Source organism: Bradyrhizobium sp. Pha-3, assembly GCF_042258325.1.
Taxonomy (GTDB): Bacteria; Pseudomonadota; Alphaproteobacteria; order Rhizobiales; family Xanthobacteraceae; genus Bradyrhizobium; species Bradyrhizobium elkanii.
The window spans coordinates 7,799,874-7,824,873 of the sequence record NZ_CP170151.1 but is presented as its reverse complement, the minus strand read 5'-3'; the positions used below and the strand labels follow the sequence as shown (position 1 = coordinate 7,824,873).

Below are 25,000 nucleotides of genomic sequence, written 5' to 3'. Positions count from 1 at the left end.
GCGTTTGTCGTTCCGGGACGTCCGGTATTGCTGTTGCGCCCGCCGAAAAATGTGTACGAACGGGCCACGACGCGCCACAATGACTGTCATCTCAGAGGGAGAAAACAATGCGTGAAGCCGTAATCGTTTCCTACGCGCGCACCGGCCTGGCAAAGTCCGGCCGTGGCGGATTCAACATCACCCCGCCGATGTCGCTCGCCGCGCACGCCATCAAGCACGCGGTCGACCGCGCCGGCGTCGACAAGGAATATGTCGAGGATTGCTATCTCGGCAATTGCGCGCATGGCGCGCCGAACATCGGCCGCCAGGCGGCGCTGCTCGCCGGCCTGCCGAAGTCGACCGCGGGCGTCTCCGTGAACCGCTTCTGCTCGTCGGGCCTGCAGACCATCGCTATGGCCGCCAACTCGATCCGTTCCGACGGCTCCGATTGCATCGTCGCCGGCGGCGTCGAGAGCATCTCGATTCCCGGCGGCGGCTCGCCGAAGGAATCGATCGATCCGGAGCTGCTCAAGACCGCGCCCGACATCTTCATGGCGATGATCGATACCGCCGACATCGTCGCCGAGCGCTACAAGCTCAGCCGCGAATACCAGGACGAGTATTCGCTGGAGTCGCAGCGCCGCATGGCGGCCGCGCAGCAGGCCAACAAGTTCAAGGACGAAATCGTCCCGATGAAGACCAAGATGAAGGTGGTCGACAAGGCGACCAAGGCCGAGTCGATCGTCGACTACGTGGTCGATCGCGACGAGTGCAACCGCCCCGAGACCACGCTGGAAGGTCTTGCCAAGCTCGAGCCGGTCAAGGGTCCGGGCAAGTTCGTCACCGCCGGCAATGCCAGCCAGCTCTCCGACGGCGCCGCCGCGGTGGTGCTGATGGAAGCCAAGGATGCCGAGAAGCGTGGGCTCAACCCGATGGGCCGCTTCGTCGCCTGGGCCTCGGCCGGCTGCGAGCCCGACGAGATGGGCATCGGCCCGGTCTTTGCCGTGCCGAAGCTCCTGAAGCGCCACGGCCTGAAGATCGACGACATCGATCTCTGGGAGCTCAACGAGGCGTTCGCCAGTCAGTGCCTCTATTCGCGCGACCAGCTCGGCATCGATCCCGAGAAGTACAACGTCAATGGCGGCTCGATCGCGATCGGCCATCCGTTCGGCATGACCGGCGCCCGGCTCACCGGCCACCTGCTGCAGGAAGGGCGTCGCCGCAAGGCCAAGTGGGGCGTCGTGACCATGTGCATCGGCGGCGGCCAGGGCGGCGCCGGCCTGTTCGAGATCTACAGCTAAGCGCGATCGACACGGATCGTGTGCGAATGAGCGGCCCGGCGGCAACGCCGGGCCGCTTTTCTTTTGGAGCCGGCTAGCTCGCCGGTGAGCCGAGCGCGCGCTCGTCAAACTCGAGCGAGGCAATCAGTTCGAGCGTCTGCCTGAGATCGGCGGCCTGCTTGGCGCCAAACGCCGTCTCGAAGCGATCCTGCGCCTCAAGCCAGGCGGCCTGTGATTCCGCCAGCCTGGTTTCGCCGCGTTTGGTGAGCCGCACCAGCCTGCTGCGCCGGTCATTCTTGTCGACGGTGATGGTCACGAGGCCGTCGCGCTCGAGCGGCTTCAGGTTGTGGTTGAGCGCGGTGCGGTCGAGCACCAGGGCTGCGGCAAGCTCGCCCATCGTCGGCGCGCCCGACCGCCTGACATAGACCAGAATCGCCCGTTGCGTGCCGCGCAGGCCTGATGTCGCAAGGACCTGATCGTAGAGCTGCGACACCCGCCGCGTCGCCTTGCGCAACGCCGTGAGATTACACCGGCTGGGTTCCGTTTTCGCCATCGCTGCCTCCAATGGACTTGACAGATACATGCATATGCACCTAATTGCAATAGTTGCATATGCACGTATCTTGGAGGGTGTGATGTCGGAGGTAGAGGTGGAGACCATCGATCTGGTCGTCGAACCTGATGCGCGGCCCCGGTCCGGCGTCGCCACCGCAACCCCGCGCCAGGTGCTGGCGATCGTGTCGGTTGGAATTTGCCTCGCCAATCTCGATTTGTTCATCGTCAATGTCGGGCTGCCTAACATCGCGCAGGAATTCCGCGGCGCCTCGCTTGAAGATCTGTCCTGGATCCTCAATGCCTATGCCATTGCCTACGCGGCGTTGCTGGTGTTCTTCGGCCGGCTCGCCGAACGCCACAGCCGCAATCTCAGCTTCCTGCTCGGCGTCGCGCTGTTCACGGTCGCGTCGGCAGCATGTGCTCTTTCGTCCAGTGTCGAGTTCCTGGTCGTCTCCCGCGTGGCGCAGGCGGCTGGTGCGGCATTGATGACGCCGACCTCAATCGGCCTGCTGCTGGCATCATTTCCGCCCGAGCAGCGCGCCGGGGCGGTGCGTACCTGGACGGCGATCGGCGGCCTTGCCGCCGCATTGGGCCCGCTCGCGGGAGGCGTCCTGGTCACCTTCGACTGGCGCTGGATCTTCATCGTCAACGTCCCGATCGGCGTCGTTGCACTGATCATCGGCTGGTTGAAATTGCCCGAAGTGCCCGGTCACGACGTGCCGCGTCCGAGTTCATGGGCGGCGCTGCTGGTGACCTCCGGTATCGGTGCGCTGACATTTGCGATCGTGAAGGCGAACGATTGGGGATGGAGTTCGCGCGGCGTCGCGTTCGGCTTTGCCGTCGCGATCGTCTCGCTCGCCGCCTTCGCGTGGCATTGCCTCAGATCGAGGAATCCTTTCGTCGATCCTGCACTGTTCGCGGTCAGGCCGTTCACCGGCGCGTCGCTGGTGATGGCGCCTTACTCGGCGGCCTTCGGCGCGATGCTGCTGTCCTGCGCCTTGTGGGAGCAGACGGTGTGGGGCTGGTCGGCGTTGAAGACCGGACTTGCAATCGCTCCCGGTCCGCTGATGGTGCCGATCACCTCGCTGTTGTTCGCTGGCCGGCTGATTGCGCGGTTTGGCGCCGCGGCCGTCGTCTCCGCCGGTATCGTGCTGTTCGCGGCCGGCCTCGCGATCTGGGCGACGCTGCTCGGGGCCGAACCCAATGCACCTGCCATCGTCGTGGGCGTGATGCTGATCGGTATCGGCGTCGGGCTGACCTTTCCGACCCTGATGGGCGTCGGCGCCGGCGCGCTGCCGCCGTCGTCGTTTGCCACCGGCTCCGGCGTCATCAACATGATCCGGCAGGCGGCACTGGCGATCGGCGTCGCGATCTTTGTCGCGATCCTAGCAACGCCGGTCTCGATGACCGAGCGGATCGCGGCGTTTCAGCGCAGCTGGTGGATCATGATCGCGATCACCTTGGCCGGCTTCGTGCCGAATTATCTGTTCATTCGGCGCAAGGCGGATCGCTAACGCCCGAAAGACATCGCTGCGCCATGCGGCAGCCGCGGCGGCGCCATCGTCGCGCCGCAGGGAAACCTCAATCGAACCAGTCCCTTCCTCGCTGCGTCTCACCACGAGAAACGGCGCGCAGTCGAGCCCGGCGCGCCGTTCGTCTCGCGCGCGATGCGGCGTTTTTCCGGAGGGATGTCATGTGTAGAATTGCGAATTATCTTGTGACCACCAGCCTGGTGCTGGCGGGTGCGCTGGTTGCCGCGCCGCTGCATGCGGCCAATCTCGATACGGCCTCGCAGGTCGACGCCGTGACCGTCTATCCCGATGGCGCGAGCGTCACCCGCGTCATCACGCTGGACCTGCCTGCCGGCGACAACACGCTCATCGCCCGCGATTTTCCAATGGGGCTCGATCCGTCCTCGCTGCGGGTCGAGGGCGAGGGCGGAGCGAAGCTCACGATCGGCGCGATCGATACAAAGCTGCCGCAGCCCTTGCTGCCACCAAATCTTTCCGAGATCGACAGGCGCATCGAGGCACTTAACGATCAGCGCGCCGATTTGCAGGGACTGATCAGCGCGGCCGAGGCGCGGCGCAAATTCGCCGAGCGCTTTGCCGAAGCGTCGCCCGCGGGCCTCGGCGAGAAGGGCGAGGCGCGTCCGCTCAGCGAGTGGCGCGCGGCGTTCTCGGCGGTGGCCGACGAGGTCGCAACCGCCGACAGCGCGATCCGTGACGCCGAGCGCAAGATCCGCGTGATCGACCGCGATCTTGCGCAGCTCGCAGCCGATCGCACGAGCAAGCCGCCGAGCAAGGTCGAGGTGCGGATCGACGTCGCCTCACAGGCGGGGACCAAGGCGACCCTGCGGGTCACCTATGCGGTTCCCAACGCGCGCTGGACGCCGCTCTATGACGCCCGGCTCGACACCGGCTCCAGGGACCGCAAGCCCGCGATCGAACTGGTGCGCCGCGCCGAGATCACCCAGTCGACCGGCGAGGATTGGTCGAACGTGGCGCTCGTCGTCTCCACCGTGCGGGTCGCGCGCGGCGGCAATGCACCCGATCTCCGTTCGCTGATCGTGCAATATCCGCAGCCGCCGCGGCCGCTGGCGAAGCTCTCGGGAGAGGCCAGCATGCGGGCGCGCGAGGCCCTGGCACCCGCGCCGGCCGCCGACGCGGTTCAGCAATTCCGCTTTGGCGGGGGACGCACCGACGAACTGGAAGCCACCGCCGAGGTCGGCGCCTTCCAGGCCACCTTCAAGATTCCCGGCCGCGTCAGCGTTGCCGCCAATGAGGGCGCAAAGAGCCTGCGCATCTCGACGGCGACGATCACGCCCGATCTCGTAGTTCGCACGGTTCCGGTGATCGATCCGACCGCGTTCCTGGAAGCGAGCTTCGTGCAGGCCGACGATGCGCCGCTGCTGCCGGGGCAGGTCTCGATCTACCGCGACGGAATCTTTGTCGGCCGCAGCCGGATGGCCACCGCCGCCAAGGACGAGACCGTGCGGCTCGGTTTCGGCGCCGACGACAAGGTCAAGATCGAACGCACGGTGGTTAAGCGCAATGAAGGCTCCGCCGGTCTGATCGTGACCACGTCGAAGACCGATGAGCGCGCCTTCAAGACTGCGGTGCGCAACGGCCACGACTTCGCGATCAAGGTCGCGATCCAGGATCAGCTCCCGGTCAGCGAGAACGACGATATCGTGGTCGAGATGCTGCCGTCGTCGACGCCTGCGACGACGACCAATCTGCGTGACAAGCGCGGCGTGCTGGAATGGGCGTTCGAGGCCAAGGCCGGCGAAGTCCGTGACATCAATTTCGCCTGGCGGATGCGATGGCCAAAGGACAAGGGCGTCGTGATGGTGCCGGCGGGCTAGAGCCCGTGCCGGGCTCTAGCGTTGTTGCTTGACGCGTTTTCTTCACGCGAACCGGAACCCACTTCGCTTGAAAACGCTATGAGGACCTGCGTCAACTGCCGATGACATCTCTCCCGATCTCGGGCATCACTGTGCCAAGGGCAACAGAGCCTGAGATCGGGAGGATCCATGAGCTACCAGCACATCATCGTCGATGATCCGCGTCCGCGCGTCCGCCGCATCACGCTGAACCGCCCCGAGAAGCGCAACGCGCTGAACAACCGCCTGCGCGGCGAGATTTTCGAGGTGCTGGAGCAGGCCGACCGCGATCCCGGGATTTCGATCTCGATGCTGCGCGGCGCGGGCCCCTGTTTCTCGGCGGGCTACGATCTCTCCGCCGACAACCGCGTCGACCAGCCCTATCATTCGGCATCCGGCCCCGGCCAGTGGTCGCGCCATGTCGTCGAGGGCTGGTTCTCGATCTGGGACCTCGCAAAGCCTGTGATCGCGCAGGTGCACGGCTATTGCCTCGCCGGCGGCACCGAGCTCGCGACCGCCTGCGACGTGGTCTACGTCGCCGACGACGCCCAGATCGGCTATCCGCCGGTGCGGCTGATGAGCCCGCCTGACATGCAGTATCACCCTTGGCTGGTCGGCATGCGCCGCGCCATGGAATTGATGCTGACGGGCGACGCGATGTCCGGCCGCGAGGCCGCCGAATGGGGTTATGCGACCCGGTCGTTTCCGCTCGCCGAACTGGAGGCGAAGACGCTGGATTTCGCCGAGCGCGCGGCCAAGGTGCCGATCGAGCTGCAACAGCTCAACAAGCGTAGCGTCCACCGCGCGATGGAAATCATGGGTGCCCGCGCCGCGATGCGCGCTGGCACCGAGATCCAGGCACTGGCCTTCACGACCGAGGCCAGCAAGGCCTACATGGCGGGCTTCCGCCGCGACGGCGGCAGCGTGAAGGCCCAGCTCGACCAGCGCGACACGACGTTCGGGGATTACCGGACGAAGAAGGAGTGAGGATCACGCAAGCCACGCGCGGAGCTGTATCACCGGCACCCCGCGGAGGCCGCAAGGCGGCCGCCTCGAAGGGCGGCGGCCCGGCTGTCTCCGCGCGGCTGCATCGGTGGCCGTGCATCCTTCGAGGCTCGCCCAGCGGCGCAATTGCGCCGCAAGGCTCGCACCTCCAGCGACAAAGGCGAAGCCTTTGCGCGGGGATGACGGAATGGCCGTCGTGCTGGGATGAGCGTCACGTTATCGCATATTCGCTGTCATGCCCCGCCTTGAGCGAGGCATCCAGTACGCCGCGGCTTGTCCGTTGAGCTCGGCGCCTCTGCAATACTGGGTCGCCCGGTCAAGCCGGGCGACGACACTGTTGTGGGTGGCGAGAGCAATCGTCTCACTTCGCCCTCAGGAAGTCGCCGACCTCGAGCAGCACGAACTCGTCGTCATCGGCTTTGTTCGGGTCGCGGCTCGAGGAGAACGGCAGGTTGTTGTCGTTGCCGACGATGATGTGGGTCTCGTCGACCCGGTCGACATTCTCGATCGTGAAGAACGGGAAGGTGTAGACGCCGTCGTTGAGCGGCTTGCGCGCCTTCTTGTTGGGATCGCGGATCTTCATCAGGTCGATATAGGCGATCTTGCGCACCGGCTTGCCGACATTGGCATCGGATAGCTCGATCTTGTAGACGCGCTTGAACCTGGCGAGGTCAGGGAAACAGTTCTCGCCGCGCTGGCCTTGCGGGCAGGCCTTGTCGGCGGTGCCTTCGCCATTGTCGCGCTCAATGACGAGGCCCTGGACCGGATCGATCATGTTGAAGTCGCCGATCGCATTGCCGTTCTGCTCGAGCACATACTGCCAGTAGCGTCCGGTGAACTTCTCCGCCGCGACGTCGAATTCCAGGATGCGCGAGGCTTCCTTGCCGTCGACCTTCTCCCAATCCTTCTTGTCGGCATCCCACAGCGGGCCCTCGAGCAGGCCGTAGAGGAACTTGCCGTCCTTGGAGGAAGCAAATCCTTCATAGCCCTTGGAGCGGCGCAGGTTGACGTTGGTGTAGGAGACGCCGGGCGCGCCGGGTGACTGCACCGCCCAGTGATCCGGCGAACGCACCGGCTTGCCGTCCGCGACCGTCTCGAACACGGCGAGGATCTTGCCAGTCTTGTCGGCCTTGAGGATGTAGGGCCCGAACTCGTCGCCGATCCAGAAAATGTCGTTGATGATCTGGAAGCCCTCGGTGTCGAAATCGGCACCGGTCAAATAGCGTTTGGCGGTGTCCTCATGCACGATGCGGAACGGCACCTTCCTGTCGGGATCGTGCAGGAACACGGTCTCCTGACGCTCGATCTTGCCGCTCGCCCAGTCGATCTTGTGCCGATTCAGGTACAGCATCGAGTCCGCCGAGTTGTAGCGCGAGCCCATGCCGTTGTCGGTGATCACCCAGAACGAGCCGTCGGGCATCACCTTGATTCCGGAATGGCCCTGCAGCGGCTGGCCCTTGAACGGCAGCGACACGCCGGTCGGCCGCTCATAGGACTTGCCCATCACGGTGCCGATGGCGTCGACGCGCCTGCCGGTGGTGTACTTGCCCGAGGACTTCAGATCGTTCGGGGCGTCGGCGGGCGCGTCGATGAAGCTCTCCGCCGGCATCACGGCATGTCCTGCCAGCGTCGCCGGGAATTCGCCTTCACTCTGCGCGAACGCCGATGTGGAGAGCAGGATCGAGGCGACGGAGCAGAGCAGGGACAGGCGCATGGTTGATCTCCCAAAGGATAAACGATGCGGTGTTCTCCGAGCCGCCTGTTACAGCCGGCTGACAGTTTTGTGAACCGCGGATGTTGCGGCGGGATAAGGCTTGCGGCGTTACGTCGCCTCCCTGACAGCAGTCCTCATCCTGAGGAGGGCGCGCAGCGGCCGTCTCGAAGGATGGCCGCTGGCGACAGTCGGGCCTCGTGGTTCGAGACGCGCGTACCGCGCTCCTCACCACGAGGGTCTAAACGGGCCGCATGGTTTGCGGCAGCAGGAACGGCATGCCGTCTCCGGTGTAGGCGATCGCGGCGTCGATCTCGAAGATCTCGCGCAGCGTCTCGGTCTTCATCGCCGCCGTGCGGTTGCCGTCGACGGCAAGCCGGCCTCGGTGCAGCAGCAGGATGCGGTCGGCGAACCGCATCGCGAGGTTGAGGTCGTGCAGGATCGCGATCACGGCGGTGCCGCGCGCGGCGCGCCGCCGGGCCGTTTCGACCAGGTCGATCTGGTGCCGCAGATCGAGGCTCGAGGTCGGCTCGTCCAGCAGCAACAGTCCGGGTCCATGCAGCGCTTCGCCGCAGGCGAGCTGCACCAGCACGCGGGCGAAATGCGCCCGCTGCTGCTCGCCGCCCGACAGTGTCGGCAATTGCCTGAAACGGAAACGCCCGAGCCCGACCTCGTCGAGCGCCGCCTCGACCAGTGCCCGCGCCACGGCACACGGGCTTTCGCCGGCGCCCATGCTGACGATTTCCTCGACGGTGAACGGGAAGGTGACGTTAACGTGCTGCGACAGCATCGCGCGGTGCTGCGCCAGCGCGCGTGGTCCGTAAGTGTGCAGGTCGCGCCGCCTGAGCTTGATCGTCCCGCGCGACGGAGACAGGTCGCCCGACAGCATCCGCAGAAGGGTCGATTTGCCGGCGCCGTTGGGACCAACGATCGCGACCATCTCGCCGGCACCGATCTGCAGCGACACTGCATCGACCAGCGTCGTGCCGCCGATCGTCATGGTTACCGACTGCGCTTCGAGCAGGGCCGTCACAGCGACACCAGCCCGCGCTGCCGCAGCAGCATGGCGAGGAAGAACGGCGCGCCGATCGCCGCCGTCAGGATGCCGATCGGCATTTCCGCGGGTGCCACGATGGTGCGCGCCACCGTGTCGGCGCCGACCAGGAGGATGGCACCAAGCAGTGCGGACGCCGGCAGCAGCAGCCGATGTGCGGGCCCGATTATCAGCCGCAACAGATGCGGCACCACGATCCCGACGAAACCGACCACGCCGCAGACCGAGACCGCGACGCCGGTCATCGCCGACACCAGCACGATCGAGATCCGCTTCAGCCGTTCGACGTCGACGCCGCTGTGGAACGCCTCGGCCTCGCCGAGCACCAGCACGTCGAGCCCGCGCGCGATCGAGAGGCACGCGACCAGCGCCACCGCCAGCACCGGCGCCAGCGCCGTGAGCTTGCTCCAGGTCGCGCCGCTGAGCGAGCCGAGCAGCCAGAAGGTGATGTCGCGCAGCTGGCGGTCGTCGGCGACGAACACCAGAAGGCCGATGCCGGCGTTGGCGATCGCGGCGATCGCAAGCCCTGCCAGCAGGAAGATCGCAATCGATGTTCGGCCGCCGCGGCTGGCGATGCCGTAAAGCACGATGGTCGTGATCAGCGAGCCGGCAAAGGCCGCGATCGGCAGCAACTGGTGTTGCAGGAAGCGCAGGCTTTCGCCGAGATGGCTGTCGGTGAACACGATCGCGGCCGCCGCGGCAAACGCGCCGCCGGAGGAGACGCCGACCAGCGCGGGGTCGGCGAGGGGATTGCGGAACAGGCCCTGCATGATCGCGCCCGATAGGGCAAGCAGTCCGCCGACCATCGCCGCTGCGGCGATCCGCGGGATGCGGATCGACCACACCACGAGCTGGTCGCGTGCGAGCAGCGGATTGGCGGCACCATCAGCCCATAGCCCAAGCGCCGCCGGAAGCCGCGCCATTGGAATGCCGGCGGCACCGACCGTCAGGGCGACCAGCGCGGTCGCTGCGAGCGCCGCAAGCAGGCAGAGCAGGGTGAGTGTCGCGGCCGGCCGCAGCGACACGCCGGCGCGCCGTTGTTTCGCACGTCCGCGACGTTCGGCCAGCACGCTCATTGCCGGCAATTCGCGGTCAGCGCTGCCGGCTTGAAGCTGTCGGCGTCCGGCGCCAGCGCCGGATAGAGCTTGACCGAGAGGTCGCGTGCTGCGGCCGCGGTGCGCGGTCCGAAGCCGAGCAGATAAAGACCTTCCATCGAGATGAAGGCTTTGTTGGCAGCGACCGGCGTCAGCGCGAAGGCCGAATGCGCGAACACGGCATCCGACGTCAGCGAGTCCTTGCCGCGATCGATCGACAGCACGACATCCGGTTTCGCCGCCACGATGGCCTCGTCATTGACCGGCTTGTAGCCGTCGTAACCGTCGATGGCGTTGAGGCCGCCGGCAAGCCGGATGATCTCGTCCGCGGCGGTCTTGTGGCCCGCCGCCATCGCCCGGCCATTCAAGAGCGACATCACAAACATCACGCGCACCGGCTTCGTCACCCTGGCGCGCAGCGCGCGCAGTTGCGCGAGATCGCTCTCGACCGCCGTGGCCAGGCAGGCAGCGCGCAGATCGGCGCCCATGGCGCGGCCCACCAACCTGATCTTCTCGACCAGCCCGGCCTCCGAGAATGTCTCCGGCACCAGCACCAGCGGCACTTTCGCCGCCTCAAGCACGTCCATGGTCTCCTTCGGCCCGGAGCCCTGTACTGCGAGCACCAGCGACGGGTGCAGGCCGAGCACGCCCTCCGGCGACAGCTGGCGCATGTAGCCGACGTCGGGCTTTTCGCGCAGCGCAGCCGGCGGGTAGAGGCTGGTCGCATCGACGCCGGCGATGCGGTCCTCGAAGCCGAGCGCATAGAGGATCTCGGTGATCGCGCCGCCGATCGAGACGATCCGCGACGGATTGTCGATCACGACGTCGCGGTCGCGTGCGTCATGCACGGTGATGCCCTCGGCCGTCACTGCTTCGATCGGCAGCAGGCAGGAGAAGGCGAGCAGAGCGAGCGTGCGACAAATTGTCATCGGGGCCGTCACTTGGTCAGGATCAGCTTGTTCTGCGAGGTCAGCCGCAACCGGTAATGTTCTTCGCCGTGCATGATGATGATCTCGCGCTCTGCCGCGAACAGGTCGCGACTGTCGAGACGATTTCCGCGCATGATCAGCGTTTTGGCCGCGCCGGATGCGGGCTCGGTCTGCTTTCCGGCTGCGCCGATATTGTCTCCGGAAGCTGCGGACATGTGATGGTGCTGCGCCTGCGAAATTTTCAAATGGTGTTTGCTTGTATAAGCGGGCGAGAGCGCATTCCAACGGCGGCACTTTACAATCGATATAAACAGCGCCGCCGCATTCTTGACCGTTTTGTTGCCGGCTCGTAACCAATCATCACGCGATGCAGGCGGGTGGCTTGCATCGCGATGTAGCCAGCAAGCCGCTCGTCAGAGAGCGCACGCCAGCCAAACCAGAAAAGCGATGATCAGGCTGGGGCTAGAATGGCTGACGGGGCTAGGGTTTCGCGCGCCCTGATTTTGGGCGCATCGGTGTTTTCATTTGCGGCAGCGCTGCCGGAACGCGGGTTCGCGCAGACCGCCGATCCGTCGGTGGCGCGTCCTTCGACCGAGCGGCCGAAGCAGGCCAAGCGGAAACCGAAGCCGGCGGCCGAAGCTCAGGCGGCGCCGGCGGCGATGAATGCGCGGGCGCAAATCGGCGCGGTGCCGGTGCAATCGCTCGACACCATCACGGCGGTGGCGTCCAAGACCGAGGAGCGCGCGATCGATGCGTTGGCGCCGGTCAGCTCCGTCACGCTGGAGAAGATCCAGGGCCTGCAGCCGAACCGGCTCTCCGACATTTTCTACGCTGTGCCCGGCGTCTCGGTCCAGGAGCGTGGCGACGATCCGGCGACCGTCATCAACATCCGCGGCTTGCAGGATTTCGGCCGTGTCGCTGTTGTCGTCGACGGCGCGCGGCAGAACTATCAGCGCACCGGTCACAACGCCAACGGCTCGTTCTTCCTCGATCCCGAATTGATCGGCGGCGTCGACGTGGTGCGCGGCCCGACCGCGAACATCTATGGCTCCGGCGCGATCGGCGGTGTGGTTTCGTTCCGCACCAAGGATATCGACGACGTGGTGCGTCCCGGCGAGCTCTGGGGTGTCGACATGTCGGGCTCCTACGGCACCAACAAGGACCGCGGCATGGGCTCGGTGTTCGGCGGCGTACGCGTCGATCCGAATGTCGATGTGTTCGGCGGCGCGGTCTATCGCACCCAGGGTAATTACAAGGACGGCGCGGGCACCGAGATCGGCAACACCGGCAACGATATTGCGGCCGGCTTGATGAAGGTGACGTTCCGCCCCGCAGAAGGCCACGAGTTCAAGATCGGCGGCATCTTCCAGGACTACCAGTACAATATCGGTCAGCCGAACCGCGGACCGACCACGACGGCGGCGCCGCTGGCGGCGATCGCCGGCTCCTCGGTCTACGCCTCCGACGCGAAGAACTACACGGGCACCTTGAGCTGGCGATATTCCAAGCCCGACGACATGCTGTTCGACTGGAACATCTCGGTCTACGGCAACCGCACCGACAACGACCAGGTCAAGACCTACAACAACCGCATCACCACCGGCGGCGGGGTCTGCACGCTCGCCAATCCCGGCAATAACATCTCCGGTTGCGTCGGCGACAAGCGTGGTTATTTGCTGGACACCGTCGGTATCGACGTCAACAACACCTCGCGCTTCAATTTCGGCGATTGGCGCAACGCCGTGACCTACGGTTTCGACGCCTTCCGCGACGATGTCGAGACCTTCGACTCCCGCGGCAATTCCAACATCACGACGCCGGGTGGCCAGCGCACGGTGTCCGGCGGCTTCGTGCAGCTGAAGCAGAACTATTCGACCTGGCTCGAGCTGATCAGCGCTGTCCGCTACGACCACTACGAGCTTAATTCGATCAACACCACGACCAGCGGCGACCGGCTGTCGCCGAAGATCACGCTCGGCGTCACGCCGGTTGCCGGCTTCACGCCCTATGTTAGCTATGCCGAAGGCTATCGCGCGCCGTCGATCACCGAGACCCTGATCGCGGGCGGCCACGCCACCGGCGGCGGACCGGCGCTGTTCAACTGCCCCGACGGCACCAGCGGCCTGTTCTGCTTCCTGCCCAATGCGGCGCTGCGGCCGGAGGTCGGCAAGAACAAGGAAGCCGGCATCAATCTGAAATATGACGGCATCTTCACGGCGAGCGACTCGTTCCGCGGCAAGATCAACGTGTTCCGCAACGACGTCGACGGCTATATCGATCTCGTCGCGTCGGCGCCGACCCTGACGCCGTTCGGACGCTTCAGCCAATTCTACCAGTACCAGAACATCGCCCACGCCCGCATCGAGGGCTTCGAGCTCGAAACGATGTATGACGCGGGCGACTGGTTCGTCGGCGTCGCCGGCCATCTGATGCGCGGCCGGAACACCCAGACCAATGTCGGGCTCGCCACCATCACGCCGCGCAAGGTGACGACGACGGGCGGCGTCCGCCTGCTCGACCGTTCGCTGATCATTGCCGCGCAATGGTCCTCGTTCGGCGCCAACAACGACCTGCCGGCAGGCTATCTGCCCTCGACCGGCTACGAGCTCGTCAACCTCTATCTGACCTGGAACGCCACCAAGGACATCACCTTCACGGCGTCGGTCGACAACCTCTTGAACCAGTACTACCGGCCTTATGCGATCCCGGGCTCCTCGACCGACGGCACGACGCAGAACGACGTGCTGTTCTCGAGCCCCGGTCCGGGCACCGTCTACAAGGCCGGGCTCAGGATTCACCTAGGTGGAGCGTAACGCGAGACGCCGATCATTCCATCCAGGTTGCTCCGGCCGCGCTGGTGCCCCCAGCGCGGCTTTGGCGCGTTCATGTTATTAACGAGATCAACCGGCAGGATCCAGGCATCCGTCGTCAAACAGGAGAGAGTTTTCATGTTCATCGCAATGAACCGGTTCCAGGTGATCAAGGGCAAGGAGCAGGCGTTCGAGACGGTCTGGAAGACGCGCGAATCCTATCTCGGCGATCTGCCTGGATTCATCGAGTTTCATCTGGTGAAGGGCCCCGAGGCCGAGGACCACACGCTCTATGCGACCCACACCGTGTGGGCCAGCAAGGCGGCGTTCGAGGCCTGGACGAAATCCGAGGCGTTCCGCCGCGCCCATTCGCGCGCCGGCAACGAGACCGGCGGCAGCCTCTATCTCGGCCATCCCAAATTCGAGGGTTTTGAGGTGCTGATCACCGAGCGCGCGAAGAGCCCGGCATGACACAGAACGCGGAGCTAGCGGGGTTGAAGGCCTATATGGCCGACAATCCCGGCGCGGTCATCGAGGATGTTGCGCGCGAGCGCAAGGTGACGCCGCGCGCGGTGCTCGAGGCGCTCCCCGAGACCATGGTGCGGATCGGTCCCGGCGAGTTTGCCGCCGCGATGCAGGACATCGCGGAGTGGGGCGAGGTGACGCTGATCGTGCACACCGATGACGCGATCTTCGAGTTCACCGGCGCCATTCCGAGCGGCGAGGTCGGCCGCGGCTATTTCAACCTGATGCAGCCGAAGGGCCTGCACGGCCACCTCAGGCATGAGCGCTGCGCGGCGATCGCCTTCGTCGAGCGGCCTTTCATGGGCAAGGTGTCGGCGTTCATCGCCTTCATCAATCGCGACGGCGGCATCATGTTCAAGGTGTTCGTCGGCCGCGACGAGACGCGCGCGCTGCGCGGCGATCAGCTGGTGCGCTTTCATGCGCTGGCGGACCGCCTCGCACCGAACGCGGGCTGACACCAACGAAGGACGGGAGGCGATCATGTCGCAGCGTTGGCTTGGGCGAAGCATCTGGATGGCGGCGTCGGCCGGGCTCGGCATGCTGCCGGGCGCGAGCCTTGCCGCATCCGACGCCGCGCTGCTGCCGCGCAACCTCTCGCCCTGGGGCATGTTCGAAAGCGCCGACATCGTCGTGAAGGCGGTGATGGTCGGGCTCGCCTTCGCCTCGCTCGTAACCTGGACGGTCTGGCTCGCCAAGACCGTCGAGATCCGCCGCAAGACCGCGCTCGCCCGGCAGCGGATCGGCCTGCTCGAGCGCGACACCCAGCTCGCCGAGGTCGAGCAGGCGAGCCGCGACGGCAACGATGCGGTGGCGCAGATCGTGCAATCGGCCTCGCGCGAGGCTGCGCTGTCCGGCGGGATGTTCGACGACGGCTTCAAGGAGCGCATCGCGCTGCGGCTGGAGCGGGTCGAAGCGGCGATGTCGCGGCAGATCGCGCGCGGCACCGGTGTGCTGGCGACGATCGGCGCCACCGCGCCGTTCGTCGGCCTGTTCGGCACGGTGTGGGGGATCATGAATGCCTTCATCGGCATCTCCGAGGCCCACACCACCAATCTCGCGGTGGTCGCGCCCGGCATCGCCGAGGCGCTGCTGGCGACCGCGCTCGGCCTGGTCGCTGCGATTCCGGCGGTCGTGATCTACAATCACCTGACCCGTTCGATCGCGTCCTACCGCGCATTGCTCGGCGACGCCTCCGTCATGGTGATGCTGCTGGTCAGCCGCGAGGGCGATCGCAGCCTGTTCCGGCTGGCACGCGCTGCGGAGTAGCAGATGGGCGTCAAGCTCGGCTCCGGCGGCGCGTTCAGGCGTCGCGGCGATGACGATCCGGTCGAGGCGCACGAGATCAACGTCACGCCGTTCATCGACGTGATGCTGGTGCTGCTCATCATCTTCATGGTGGCGGCGCCGCTCGCGACCGTCGATCTCGGCGTCGATCTGCCGGCCTCGACCGCCGAGCCGCAGCCGCGGCCGGACAAGCCGGTGTTCGTCACCGTGAAGCCCGATCTCTCCGTCGCGGTCGGCGAGGACGTGATCGCGCGCGAGACGCTGACGTCAACGCTCGATGGCGCGACGCAGGGCAGGAAAGACGAGCGCATCTTCCTGCGCGCCGACAAGGCGGTCAGCTATGGCGATCTGATGGAGGTGATGAACCTGCTGCGCAACGCCGGCTATCTCAAGATCGCGCTGGTCGGCCTCGACGGGCGCAGCTGATCCATGAATGCCTACGCGCTTCACGATGCGGGCGGCGATATCCGGCTGAGGCGCTGGGGCCTGTCGGCGGTTGCGATGCTGGCGGCGCATGCGGCGCTGCTCGCGCTCGGCATGACATGGGTCTCGGCACCGCCGCCGGGCGTCGCCGTGCCGGCGGTGCTGGTCGACCTGACGCCGATCACCTCGGCGCCGGAGATTTCGGAGACCGAGCTGCCGCCGGGCCCGGCGATGCAGGAAGCCGACGCGTCGCCGCCGGAGCCTGCCGCCGCGCAGCCCGTGCAGCAGGAGATCGCGCCGACGCCGATGCGGGAGAAGCCCGACGTCGTCGCGCCGCCGGAGCAAAAACCCCAGATCGCGCCGACGACACCCGAACCCGCGAAAGTCGTTCCGGAGAGGAAGCCCGAGCCGGTCAAGCCGAAAGTGGTTCGCCGGGAAGCAAAGAAGCCGTCCGAGGCAACGCCGGCACCGCGCACCAGCGCGCCGAGCCGTGCCGAACGGCAGGCGCCGGCTGCGTCCGCGATCAGCGCCGGTGCAGCCGCGTCAGCGATCGCCGCCTATAACGCCCACGTCCGCGCGCATCTGCTGCGCTTCCACTCCTATCCGGCCGGCGGCAACGGCCAGCGCGGCGTGGTCCGCCTGCTGTTCACGCTCGGCCGCGGCGGGCAGGTGCTGTCGAGCCACCTCGGCGGCTCCTCCGGCAATCCGACCTTCGACGCGCGGGCGCTGGCGATGGTGCGCCAGGCCCAGCCGTTTCCGGCGTTTCCGTCCGAGATCACGCAGGACTCGCTGGGTTTCTCCGTGCCGGTCGCGTTCGTGCCGCGGTAAATCTCCTTCACCGTCACCCTGAGGAGGCTGCGAAGCAGCCGTCTCGAAGGGTCGACGGCCCCACAGGGGGCCGTGCATGCTTCGAGGCTCGCTCCGCGAGCACCTCAGCATGACGGGGATGGAGTGAGCTCGCCTCGATTCTCGATCCAGGCGCCTCGCTACTCCTTCACCGCCCCCGTCAGTGACGACACGTAGTAGTCGACGAACAGCGAGTAGAACAGCGCGACCGGCAGCGAGCCGAGCAGCGAGCCGGCCATCAGCGCGCCCCATTGGTAGACGTCGCCGGTGACGAGCTCGGTCAGGATCGCGACCGGCACCGTCTTGTTGGCGCCGCTCTGGATGAAGGCGAGCGCGTAGATGAACTCGTTCCAGGACAGCGTGAAGGAGAAGATGCCGGCCGAGATCAGGCCGGGCACCGCGAGCGGCAGCGTGATCCGCCACAGGATCTGCAACCGCGTCGCGCCGTCGACCAGCGCGCATTCCTCGAGCTCGTAGGGGATCGACTTGAAATAGCCGATCAACAGCCAGGTGCAGAACGGCACCAGGAAGGTCGGATAGACCAGGATCAGCGCCAGCGGAGAATCGAACAGCCCGAACTGCACGATCACGGTGGCGAGCGGAATGAACAGGATCGACGGTGGCACCAGATAGGCGAGGTAGATGCCGAGGCCGACATAGGGGCTGCCGCGGAAGCGCAGCCGCTCGATCGCGTAGGCGGCGAGCGTCGAGGCGAACAGCGACAGGAAGGTCGAGCCGATCGCCACCAGCATGGTGGTCTTCAGCCAGCGCGGATAGGCCGTGTCGAACAACAGATGCTTGATATGCGCGAGCGTCGGCGAGGTGATCCAGAACGGATTGTGCTCCTTGTAGTTCAGCAGCTCGGCGTTCGGTTTGAACGAGGTGATCGCCATCCAGTAGAACGGAAAAAGCAGGATCAGGATGAAGCAGGCGAGCGGCAGATAGATCATCACCACGCGGCGGGCGCGGGAGTCCCATGCCATCGTGTCGGGCGTTGCGCTGGCGACGTTGGAGGATTGGGCTGCAACGTCAGTCATTGGCTTCTCCCTGCTGCCATTTGCGGCGCGCGAGGCCGAAGTAGCTGAACAATGTTGCGAACACCAGGAACGGGATCATCGAGACGGCGATCGCGGCACCCTCGCCGAGTTCGCCGCCGGCGATGCCGCGCTGGAACGCCAGTGTCGCGAGCAGATGGGTCGAGTTGACCGGCCCGCCGCGGGTGATGGCGTAGACCAGCTGGAAGTCGGTGAAGGTGAAGATGATCGAGAACGTCATCACGATCGCCAGGATCGGCATCATCATCGGGAAGGTGATGTAGCGGAAGCGCTGCCAGGAGGTGGCGCCGTCGAGCATCGCCGCCTCGTAGAGCGAGGGCGAGATGGTCTGCAGCCCCGCCAGCAGCGAGATCGCGACGAACGGGATGCCGCGCCAGATATTGGCGGCGATCAGCGAGAACCGCGCCGGCCAGGGCGAGCCGAGGAAGTCGACATTGCTGTCGCGCCAGTGCAGCACGTCGACCAGGAGATAGGAGATGATCGAGAACTGCGGATCGTAGATCCACCAGAACGCCAGTGCGGAGAGCACCGTCGGCACGATCCACGGCAATAGCACGATGGCGCGGATCAGGCTCTTGAACGGGAAATGGTTGTTGAGCAGCAGCGCCAGCCAGAAGCCGAGCGCGAACTTTCCGAAGGTTGCGATCGCGGTGTAGAAGATCGAATAGAACACCGCGTTCCACCACAAGGGATCCTTGAGCAGGTACTGGAAGTTCTCAAGTCCGATGTAGATGCCGCGCTGGCCGATCGTGGTGTCGGTGAAGGCGAGCCAGATGCCGAGGCCCAGCGGATAGGTGAGGAACACCAGCAGCAGGCCGATCGCCGGCGCAAGGCACATCACGATCAGGAACGGCTTGTAGTCGAACAGGCGCGCGAGCCAGCCCGGCTGGTGCAGCGCGTGTCCCCGTGAAGGTAGTGTCGTTACGGACATCAATATGATCCCGGTGCGGGCTGCATGAGACCGTCATTGCGAACGAAGCGAAGCAATCCAGGTTTCCATGGAAAGAAAGAATGGATTGCTTCGTCGCTACAGTGCAAAATTGCCTTGCAATTTTGTCACGGACATCCTCGCAATGACGGCAGCTCTGTTCGGCGTTACCGGCCTTGCCGCCGGAAGTACCGCTTGGCGCGCTGTTCGGCTTCGGCGGCTGCGGCTTCGGGCGTTGCGGCGTCGGTCGCGACCGAGGCGCACATCTGCACCAGCACATAGTCGGCGTTGACGGCGCCGGTCGCGGTCGAGATCGGCCCCTTGTAGCCGTTGTAGTACGGGCTCCTCATCGTGTCCTTGAAGATCGCGACCTTGGGGTCGCTCGACCACACCGCGGCGTCGGCATAGGCCGCCAGCGGCTGCGACCAGTAGCCCGAGTTGGCGTTGAGCCACGGCTCGTACTGTTCGTGCTCGAGCATGAACTGCAGGAACGCCTTCGCCGCGTTGGGATACTTGCTGTGCTTGAACACCATTGCGTTCAAGGTCAGGCCGGACATCGGAGAGGTCGGAGCCAGCCCCTTGATCAGGAACTGATGTGCGGTGTCGTCGGCGATCGCCTTGGTCGCGGGATCGTTCTTCAGCGAGAAATACAGCGAGACGCCGTTTGCGGTCAGGCCGATCTCCTGCGACGAGTAGGCGCGGTTGTTGGAAACGTCGTTCCAGGACGGCGTGCCGGCAATGAAGGTCGGATAGAGCTCCTTCAGATATTTCAGCGCCGCGATCGTCTCCTTGCTGTTGATGATGATGTTGCCTTCCTCATCGAGCAGCGCGGCATTGTGCGACCACAACAGCCAGTTGGCGAAGCCGTTGCCGTCGCCGACCGCGTTGCCGAGAGCGAAGCCCGCGGGCTTGCCGGCCGCCTTCAGCTTCTTGCAGAGTTCGAGGAAGCCGGCGTGGTCCTCCGGCACCTTGTCGAAGCCGGCGGCGTTGACCAGCGACTTGCGGTAGACCAGCGGGCCGCCCGAGGCGCCGAACGGCAGGCCGACCCAGCTCTTCGACTTCGAGCGCATGCCATATCGGCGCGCCAGCGTGAGCCATCCGCCATAGCGCTTGTCGAGATAGTCGGCGACATCGGTCAGCTCGATCAGCTTGTCGATATAGATGTGCGGAGCGTCGCCGAAGCCGATGATGATGTCGGGGCCGGCGCCGGAGTTCGAGGTCACGGCGGTCTGCTGGTTGATGTCCTCCCAGCCGACGAAGTCGACCTTGATGTCGACCCCGGTCTTGTCGGTGAATTTCTTGGCATTGGCGCGGAACACGTCCTCGTCGGCCTGGACGAAGCGCACCGGCCGCAGCATGCGCAAGGTGGCGTCCTTTTCGATCGGCAGCGACGGCGCCGCCACGTCGGCTGCCTTCACCTTCGACGCCTCCTGCGCCGAGGCGCCGGTGACCGCCAGCGCCGCCGCGGAGGCCCCCAGCACCAGCGCATCGCGACGCGTGATCTCGTACTTCATGTCGTTCGCACTCCCGTTCTTATTGTTTCGTTGTTGTTGTTCCTTCCCGGCGTTTGGCCGTCGGTGAAGGGTCTTGTGGTCTCGGCCCGCCCGCCGCGCAAAGGGCCCGCAAGAGGCGGGCCCCGCACGAAAAGCGCATTCCCGCCCTAGCTGTTGGGACCGCGATCCATGCTGACGGGCTGCCAGCGGCGCAACGCGGTGTTTTGCAGCACCGACGGGTTGACGCAGCTTACCGGCCACATGCCTTGCAGCACTAGCACTACTTTGGCAGAATCTGTTTGCGCCGGTGTTTTTCAAGGATTTGTTTTCGGCAGTATGGACACCGTTGAGACGGTGGCCGAAGGATGAGATCGACGATGGCGTGACGCACGGCGGGCATGGTTGGCTGAGGCGGAGGCCCGTTGATTCTTTTTTTTCCGCCCCGCGTATGCGAGGCGGCGATGTTGCAGGAAGGCGTAGGCAATCATTGTCATCAGGGCGTGGCGATGAAGACCCTGCCATGATCGCCCTTCGAAGTGATCAAGTCCAAGCTCCTCCTTCAACTGCTGATGCGCCTGCTCACAAACCCATCTTGCCTTGATAGTGGCGGCCAGTGTGCGCAGATCCGTCGCCGCAGGGAGATTGGCGAGATAGTATTTCTTCTCCCCCGAGGCTCGTTGCTCGCCAATGAGCCAGGCCTCGTCGCCTGGGAGATGCTGCTGACCCTTGTCCCAAATCCGCTGCGGAGGGCCGTCGGCGGTGCGGACACGGAGAGCAGCAAATCGGGCTTTCAGCCGACCTTTCGTCCCGCTGCGCCAACTCACGGTTTTCCATTTGGCGCTGGCCAGCATGTGTTCTGCCGCAATCGATAAGATATCTGGTACGTGGTGCTTTCGTGGTTTCCCGCGGACTTTGGTAATCGGCCAAATGAGCTTCACATTGACCGGATACACCTTGAGATGCCGAGGGATGCCGACGGCCCAGGCCAGCCCGCGTGCCGTTAGCCCTTGTCGAAACGGCGCGCTGAGCCCGTATCCTGCATCCGCCAGCACACATCCAAAGCGCACGTTGGCTGCCATCGCGCGGTCAATCTCGGCCAAAGCAATTTCCGGCTTGGACCGTGCCGTTCGGTGTTCGACCGGCACGCGAGCGCGCTTTAGACGAGACAGGTCGCTCGTCCAACTGTCGGGTAGAAAAAGACGCAACGCGACCATCACCGGCACTTCACCTCGCGCAAGCGTCAAAGACACCAGCGTTTGGCAATTTGCCGTTTTGCCGAGAGCCGATGCATATTGAGCTGCAACACCAACCGAACGTTCACCCTTCTTCGGGATCGCGGTGTCATCAATAACCAGCACCGCATCGTTGCCGCCGACAAGCCGGTCGGCCTGGTTGAGCAACTCAGATTCCAGCGCTGACGCGTCCCAGACACCATCGGCAATGAAATGGTGCAGCTGATCGTAGTTGCCGGTTGCGAGGCGTTCTGCCATCGGCTGAATGCTCTTGCGATCGCCAGGACCGATCAATCCCGCAACGTACAGGGGACACATCCGCTGCCGCGTCTTATGACCCAACCGGTCCAAGAACGGCATCAGCCAGCGTTCGAGTTCGTCTTCCCATTCCGCCATGGTCAGCCCTCCAAGAGCCGACCACCCATGAATCATTGAAAAATTGATTCGGGAATCCTAATAAAAAGCCGAAATCCAACAATCTGCCAAAGTAGTGCTAGTGACAATTCGTAGCCCACCCGGCGCTTGCGCGCCTCGTCAAAACGTGCCGACGCCGAGGCGACATGGGCGGTCAAGGTAACATTGTCCATCCCGAGCATCGGATTATTGTGTGACGGGGGCTCCTTTTCGAGCACGTCGAGCGCGGCGTGGGCGATCCAGCCCTCCTGCAGCGCCTTGATCAGCGATTCCTCGTCGACCGTGGCGCCGCGGCCGGTGTTGATGAAGATCGCCGACTTTTTCATCTGGCGAAAATGCTTCTCGGTCAGCATGTGGTGCACTTCGGGCCGCGCCGGGGCGTGCATCGAGACGAAATCCGACTGCGACAGCACCTCCGACAGCGTCGAGGGGATCACGCCGTGGTCGTACATCAGGGTTTCCTGGATGAAGGGATCGTAGGCCATCATCCTGAGGCCGAACGGCGCGGCGCGCTTGGCCACCGCGCGGGCGACCCGGCCGAACGAGATGAAGCCGAGCGTCTGGCCCATCAGCCGCGGAATCTTCAAGAGCGCCGGACGGCCCTCGGCCCAGCGGCCGGTGCGCACCATCTTGTCCTGCTCGATCAGGCGACGGAAGCCGGCGAGCAGCAGCATCATGGCGTGGTCGGCGACCTCCTCGATGAAGGTATCGGGGATGTTGGTGACCGGGATGCCGCAGGCGGTCGCGGCCTTGACGTCGACCGAGTCGACGCCGACGCTGCCGAGCGTGATCACCTTGCAGTTCTCGAGCGCGTCGATCACCGCCTTGGTGATCGGCATGCCCTTGGCGTAGATCGCGTCTGCGGTGCGTGCCGCCGCGATGAATTCGGCCTCATTGGCCGGTGCCTCGACGATCTCGGCGCCGATCGGATCGAGCGCCTCGCGCTCATAATCGTAGCCGCCGCCGGCGACCGTGAAGCTCGCGCCCTTCGGCGTGACCACCCTGAATTTCGACATTGTCTGCTCCCGATGTGAGTCTGCTGTTCTTGCTTCTTGCTGGTTTGCTTCTTGATCTTGATTCTTGATCTTCTTGCTTCTTGGGGTGCGGCTTGCATCACCGCCCTCCCATGTTTGTACGCGAGCCGCGCTGTTCTCTCCACAATTGCCGGTTGGTCCGCGGTCTGATTCTCCGGGCTTCTACGGGGAACATCCGTAACCATCAGGTAAAGGGTCTCACATTACGGTGCGCGGAATCAATCCGCCAATCGCGTCGCGTTCCCGCCTCTTCTGGAGACCCCCGTGAAGCTGTCAAATTTGAAGATCACTCCCAAGCTCGGCATTCTGGTGGGGGTGACCCTCCTTGGCCTGTGCACGGCCGGCATCCTCGCCGGTCACTTGATGCAGCGGGAGATGCTGAATGCGCGCGTCGACCAGGCCAAGGCCATCGTCGAGATGGCGAAGAACATGGCGGCGGGCCTGAAGAAGGATGTCGATGCCGGCAAGCTGACCAGGGAAGCGGCACTGGCCGAGTTCGGCAAGCGTGCCAACACCCTGACCTACGACAACGGCGCCGGCTATCTGTTCGGCACCGACTACAGCGGCATCACGGTGCTGGCGCCCGATCCGAAGCAGGTCGGAACCAATCGCATGGACGTCGTGACCAATGGTCGCAAGCTCTCACAGGAACTGATGGACGGCGTGAAGGCCAAGGGCGAGATCCTGCTGTTCTATGATTATGTGAAGCCCGGCCAGGAGACGCCGATCCGCAAGCTCGGCTATGCCGTCGCGGTCCCCGGCTTCGACATGTATCTCGGCACCGGCGCCTATCTCGACGATATCGATGCCAAGATGCGGCCGATTGCCTGGCTGCTCGGCCTCGCGATCCTCGGCATCGGCATCGTTTCCGGTTCGGTCGCCTGGCTGATCGGCCGCAGCATCTCCCGTCCGCTCAACCTGCTCGGCGCCCGCATGCGCGACATCGCCGACGGCAAGCTCGACGGTGACATCCCCGGCGTCGGCCGCGGTGACGAGGTCGGCGGAATGGCGGCCACGGTTCAGGTCTTCAAGGACAACGCGGTTCGCATCCGCGGCCTGGAACAGGCCGAGGCCGAGACCAAAGCACGCGCGGAGGCCGAGCGCCGTGGTGCGATGGAGAATATCGCCAACGATTTCGAGCGCAGCGTGAACGGTATCGTCCGCACGGTGGCCTCCGCCGCCGCCGGCATGCAGACCACGGCGCAGTCGATGACCGCAACCGCCAGCGACGCCAGCGCGCGGGCCGCGACAGTCGGCGCGGCGTCCGACAGCGCGTCCAACAATGTCGGCACCGTCGCCGCGGCGGCCGAGGAACTCTCCAGCTCTGTTGCCGAGATCTCCCGCCAGGTGGCGCGCTCCAGCGAGGTCGCAAGCCAGGCAGTGGCCGATGCCGAGCGCACCAATGCGACCGTGCAGGCGCTCTCCACCGGCGCCGAGAAGATCGGCGAGGTGGTCAAGCTGATCCACTCGATCGCCGCCCAGACCAACCTGCTCGCGCTCAACGCCACCATCGAGGCGGCGCGCGCCGGCGAATCCGGCCGCGGCTTCGCGGTGGTCGCCTCCGAAGTGAAGGCGCTGGCCAACCAGACCGCGAAGGCGACCGAGGAGATCTCGGCGCAGGTCGCGGCGATGCAGGCGTCCACCGGCGAGGCCGTGACCTCGATCGGCGGCATCACAGCGACCATCGCGCAGATGAGCGAGATCACCGCCTCGATCTCGACCGCGATCGACCAGCAGGGCGATGCGACGCGCGAGATCGCGCGCAACATCCAGCAGGTCGCGGCCGGCTCGAGCGAGATCTCCGCCCATATCGGCGGCGTCACGTCAGCGGCCGCCGCCACCGGCACCGCGGCCGGCGACGTGCTGTCGAATGCCCGCGAGCTCGACACCCAGTCCGGCATGCTGCGCAACGCGGTCGACGAGTTCCTGCAGAAGGTGCGCGCGGCGTAAGGGCTGCGCGATCA

Annotated in this window: 22 protein-coding genes and 1 pseudogene; 11 read left to right on the top strand and 12 right to left on the bottom strand. The window is 65.2% G+C overall.

From position 1 onward, the window contains the following. Positions 1–107: 107 nt before the first annotated feature. Positions 108–1,280 carry an acetyl-CoA C-acyltransferase gene (locus ACE10X_RS37315; protein WP_038382227.1) on the top strand — a complete coding sequence of 391 codons (1,173 nt, stop codon included), beginning with the start codon at positions 108–110 and terminating at the stop codon, positions 1,278–1,280. 73 nt (positions 1,281–1,353) lie between these two features. Here ACE10X_RS37315 and ACE10X_RS37310 read toward each other — a convergent pair whose 3' ends face one another. Beyond that, entirely contained in the window at positions 1,354–1,812 is a 459-nt protein-coding gene (locus tag ACE10X_RS37310; RefSeq protein WP_038382228.1) for a MarR family winged helix-turn-helix transcriptional regulator, read from the bottom strand. A gap of 82 nt (positions 1,813–1,894) precedes the next feature. Between ACE10X_RS37310 and ACE10X_RS37305 the strand changes: the two genes are divergently transcribed. From ACE10X_RS37305 to ACE10X_RS37295, 3 genes are all read left to right on the top strand, one after another. Further along, positions 1,895–3,328, top strand: a complete 1,434-nt coding sequence (locus tag ACE10X_RS37305; RefSeq protein ID WP_038382229.1) for an MFS transporter — start codon at positions 1,895–1,897, stop codon at positions 3,326–3,328. Positions 3,329–3,507: 179 nt separating this feature from the next. After that, positions 3,508–5,181, top strand: coding sequence for a mucoidy inhibitor MuiA family protein (locus ACE10X_RS37300; protein WP_038382230.1), 1,674 nt, complete (start codon positions 3,508–3,510; stop codon positions 5,179–5,181). A 168-nt stretch (positions 5,182–5,349) separates the two neighbouring features. Next, positions 5,350–6,186, top strand: a complete 837-nt coding sequence (locus ACE10X_RS37295) for an enoyl-CoA hydratase-related protein (RefSeq protein ID WP_038382231.1) — start codon at positions 5,350–5,352, stop codon at positions 6,184–6,186. Positions 6,187–6,565: 379 nt separating this feature from the next. Here ACE10X_RS37295 and ACE10X_RS37290 read toward each other — a convergent pair whose 3' ends face one another. From ACE10X_RS37290 to hemP, 5 genes are all read right to left on the bottom strand, one after another. Beyond that, positions 6,566–7,918, bottom strand: coding sequence for an esterase-like activity of phytase family protein (locus tag ACE10X_RS37290; protein ID WP_038382232.1), 1,353 nt, complete (start codon positions 7,916–7,918; stop codon positions 6,566–6,568). Between the two features lie 238 nt (positions 7,919–8,156). Beyond that, positions 8,157–8,948 carry a heme ABC transporter ATP-binding protein gene (locus tag ACE10X_RS37285; protein WP_038382233.1) on the bottom strand — a complete coding sequence of 264 codons (792 nt, stop codon included), beginning with the start codon at positions 8,946–8,948 and terminating at the stop codon, positions 8,157–8,159. Further along, positions 8,945–10,045, bottom strand: a complete 1,101-nt coding sequence (locus ACE10X_RS37280; RefSeq protein ID WP_038382234.1) for an iron ABC transporter permease — start codon at positions 10,043–10,045, stop codon at positions 8,945–8,947. The genes ACE10X_RS37285 and ACE10X_RS37280 overlap by 4 nt, the downstream gene beginning before the upstream one ends. Beyond that, entirely contained in the window at positions 10,042–10,992 is a 951-nt protein-coding gene (locus ACE10X_RS37275) for a hemin ABC transporter substrate-binding protein (RefSeq protein WP_375763629.1), read from the bottom strand. The genes ACE10X_RS37280 and ACE10X_RS37275 overlap by 4 nt, the downstream gene beginning before the upstream one ends. Before the next feature lie 8 nt (positions 10,993–11,000). Continuing rightward, a complete protein-coding gene (hemP, locus tag ACE10X_RS37270) occupies positions 11,001–11,207 on the bottom strand; it encodes a hemin uptake protein HemP (RefSeq protein WP_016840569.1) in 207 nt (68 codons plus the stop codon). A 252-nt stretch (positions 11,208–11,459) separates the two neighbouring features. On the opposite strand from hemP, the gene ACE10X_RS37265 reads away from it, so the two are divergent. The 6 genes from ACE10X_RS37265 to ACE10X_RS37240 all read left to right on the top strand — a co-directional run bounded on the left by ACE10X_RS37265 (position 11,460) and on the right by ACE10X_RS37240 (position 16,862). Continuing rightward, positions 11,460–13,805 (top strand): TonB-dependent hemoglobin/transferrin/lactoferrin family receptor, encoded by a 2,346-nt coding sequence (locus ACE10X_RS37265; RefSeq protein WP_375763628.1) that lies wholly within the window; start codon positions 11,460–11,462, stop codon positions 13,803–13,805. Positions 13,806–13,940: 135 nt separating this feature from the next. Next, positions 13,941–14,273, top strand: coding sequence for an antibiotic biosynthesis monooxygenase (locus ACE10X_RS37260; RefSeq protein ID WP_304557046.1), 333 nt, complete (start codon positions 13,941–13,943; stop codon positions 14,271–14,273). Further along, positions 14,270–14,782 carry a heme utilization cystosolic carrier protein HutX gene (gene hutX / locus ACE10X_RS37255; RefSeq protein WP_038382241.1) on the top strand — a complete coding sequence of 171 codons (513 nt, stop codon included), beginning with the start codon at positions 14,270–14,272 and terminating at the stop codon, positions 14,780–14,782. Before ACE10X_RS37260 ends, hutX begins: the two co-directional genes overlap by 4 nt. Before the next feature lie 58 nt (positions 14,783–14,840). Beyond that, positions 14,841–15,593, top strand: coding sequence for a tonB-system energizer ExbB (gene exbB, locus ACE10X_RS37250; RefSeq protein ID WP_038382252.1), 753 nt, complete (start codon positions 14,841–14,843; stop codon positions 15,591–15,593). Between the two features lie 3 nt (positions 15,594–15,596). Next, positions 15,597–16,037 (top strand): TonB system transport protein ExbD, encoded by a 441-nt coding sequence (exbD, locus tag ACE10X_RS37245; protein ID WP_038382242.1) that lies wholly within the window; start codon positions 15,597–15,599, stop codon positions 16,035–16,037. A gap of 3 nt (positions 16,038–16,040) precedes the next feature. Next, positions 16,041–16,862, top strand: a complete 822-nt coding sequence (locus ACE10X_RS37240) for a TonB family protein (RefSeq protein WP_375763627.1) — start codon at positions 16,041–16,043, stop codon at positions 16,860–16,862. A gap of 158 nt (positions 16,863–17,020) precedes the next feature. On the opposite strand, the gene ACE10X_RS37235 is transcribed toward ACE10X_RS37240, so the two are convergent. The 6 genes and pseudogenes from ACE10X_RS37235 to ACE10X_RS37210 all read right to left on the bottom strand — a co-directional run bounded on the left by ACE10X_RS37235 (position 17,021) and on the right by ACE10X_RS37210 (position 23,018). Continuing rightward, entirely contained in the window at positions 17,021–17,863 is an 843-nt protein-coding gene (locus ACE10X_RS37235) for a carbohydrate ABC transporter permease (RefSeq protein WP_375764644.1), read from the bottom strand. Between the two features lie 46 nt (positions 17,864–17,909). After that, a complete protein-coding gene (locus ACE10X_RS37230) occupies positions 17,910–18,866 on the bottom strand; it encodes a carbohydrate ABC transporter permease (RefSeq protein ID WP_038382245.1) in 957 nt (318 codons plus the stop codon). Positions 18,867–19,030: 164 nt separating this feature from the next. Then, positions 19,031–20,377 (bottom strand): ABC transporter substrate-binding protein, encoded by a 1,347-nt coding sequence (locus ACE10X_RS37225; protein ID WP_016840581.1) that lies wholly within the window; start codon positions 20,375–20,377, stop codon positions 19,031–19,033. Between the two features lie 146 nt (positions 20,378–20,523). Beyond that, positions 20,524–20,634: pseudogene (locus ACE10X_RS37220) on the bottom strand (C-terminal binding protein); the annotation flags it as partial. Between the two features lie 36 nt (positions 20,635–20,670). Next, positions 20,671–22,020, bottom strand: coding sequence for an IS701 family transposase (locus ACE10X_RS37215; RefSeq protein ID WP_304556539.1), 1,350 nt, complete (start codon positions 22,018–22,020; stop codon positions 20,671–20,673). Further along, positions 22,017–23,018 (bottom strand): C-terminal binding protein, encoded by a 1,002-nt coding sequence (locus ACE10X_RS37210; protein ID WP_375763626.1) that lies wholly within the window; start codon positions 23,016–23,018, stop codon positions 22,017–22,019. The genes ACE10X_RS37215 and ACE10X_RS37210 overlap by 4 nt, the downstream gene beginning before the upstream one ends. A gap of 282 nt (positions 23,019–23,300) precedes the next feature. On the opposite strand from ACE10X_RS37210, the gene ACE10X_RS37205 reads away from it, so the two are divergent. Continuing rightward, positions 23,301–24,986 carry a methyl-accepting chemotaxis protein gene (locus ACE10X_RS37205; RefSeq protein ID WP_375763625.1) on the top strand — a complete coding sequence of 562 codons (1,686 nt, stop codon included), beginning with the start codon at positions 23,301–23,303 and terminating at the stop codon, positions 24,984–24,986. The last annotated feature ends 14 nt before the right edge of the window (positions 24,987–25,000 follow it).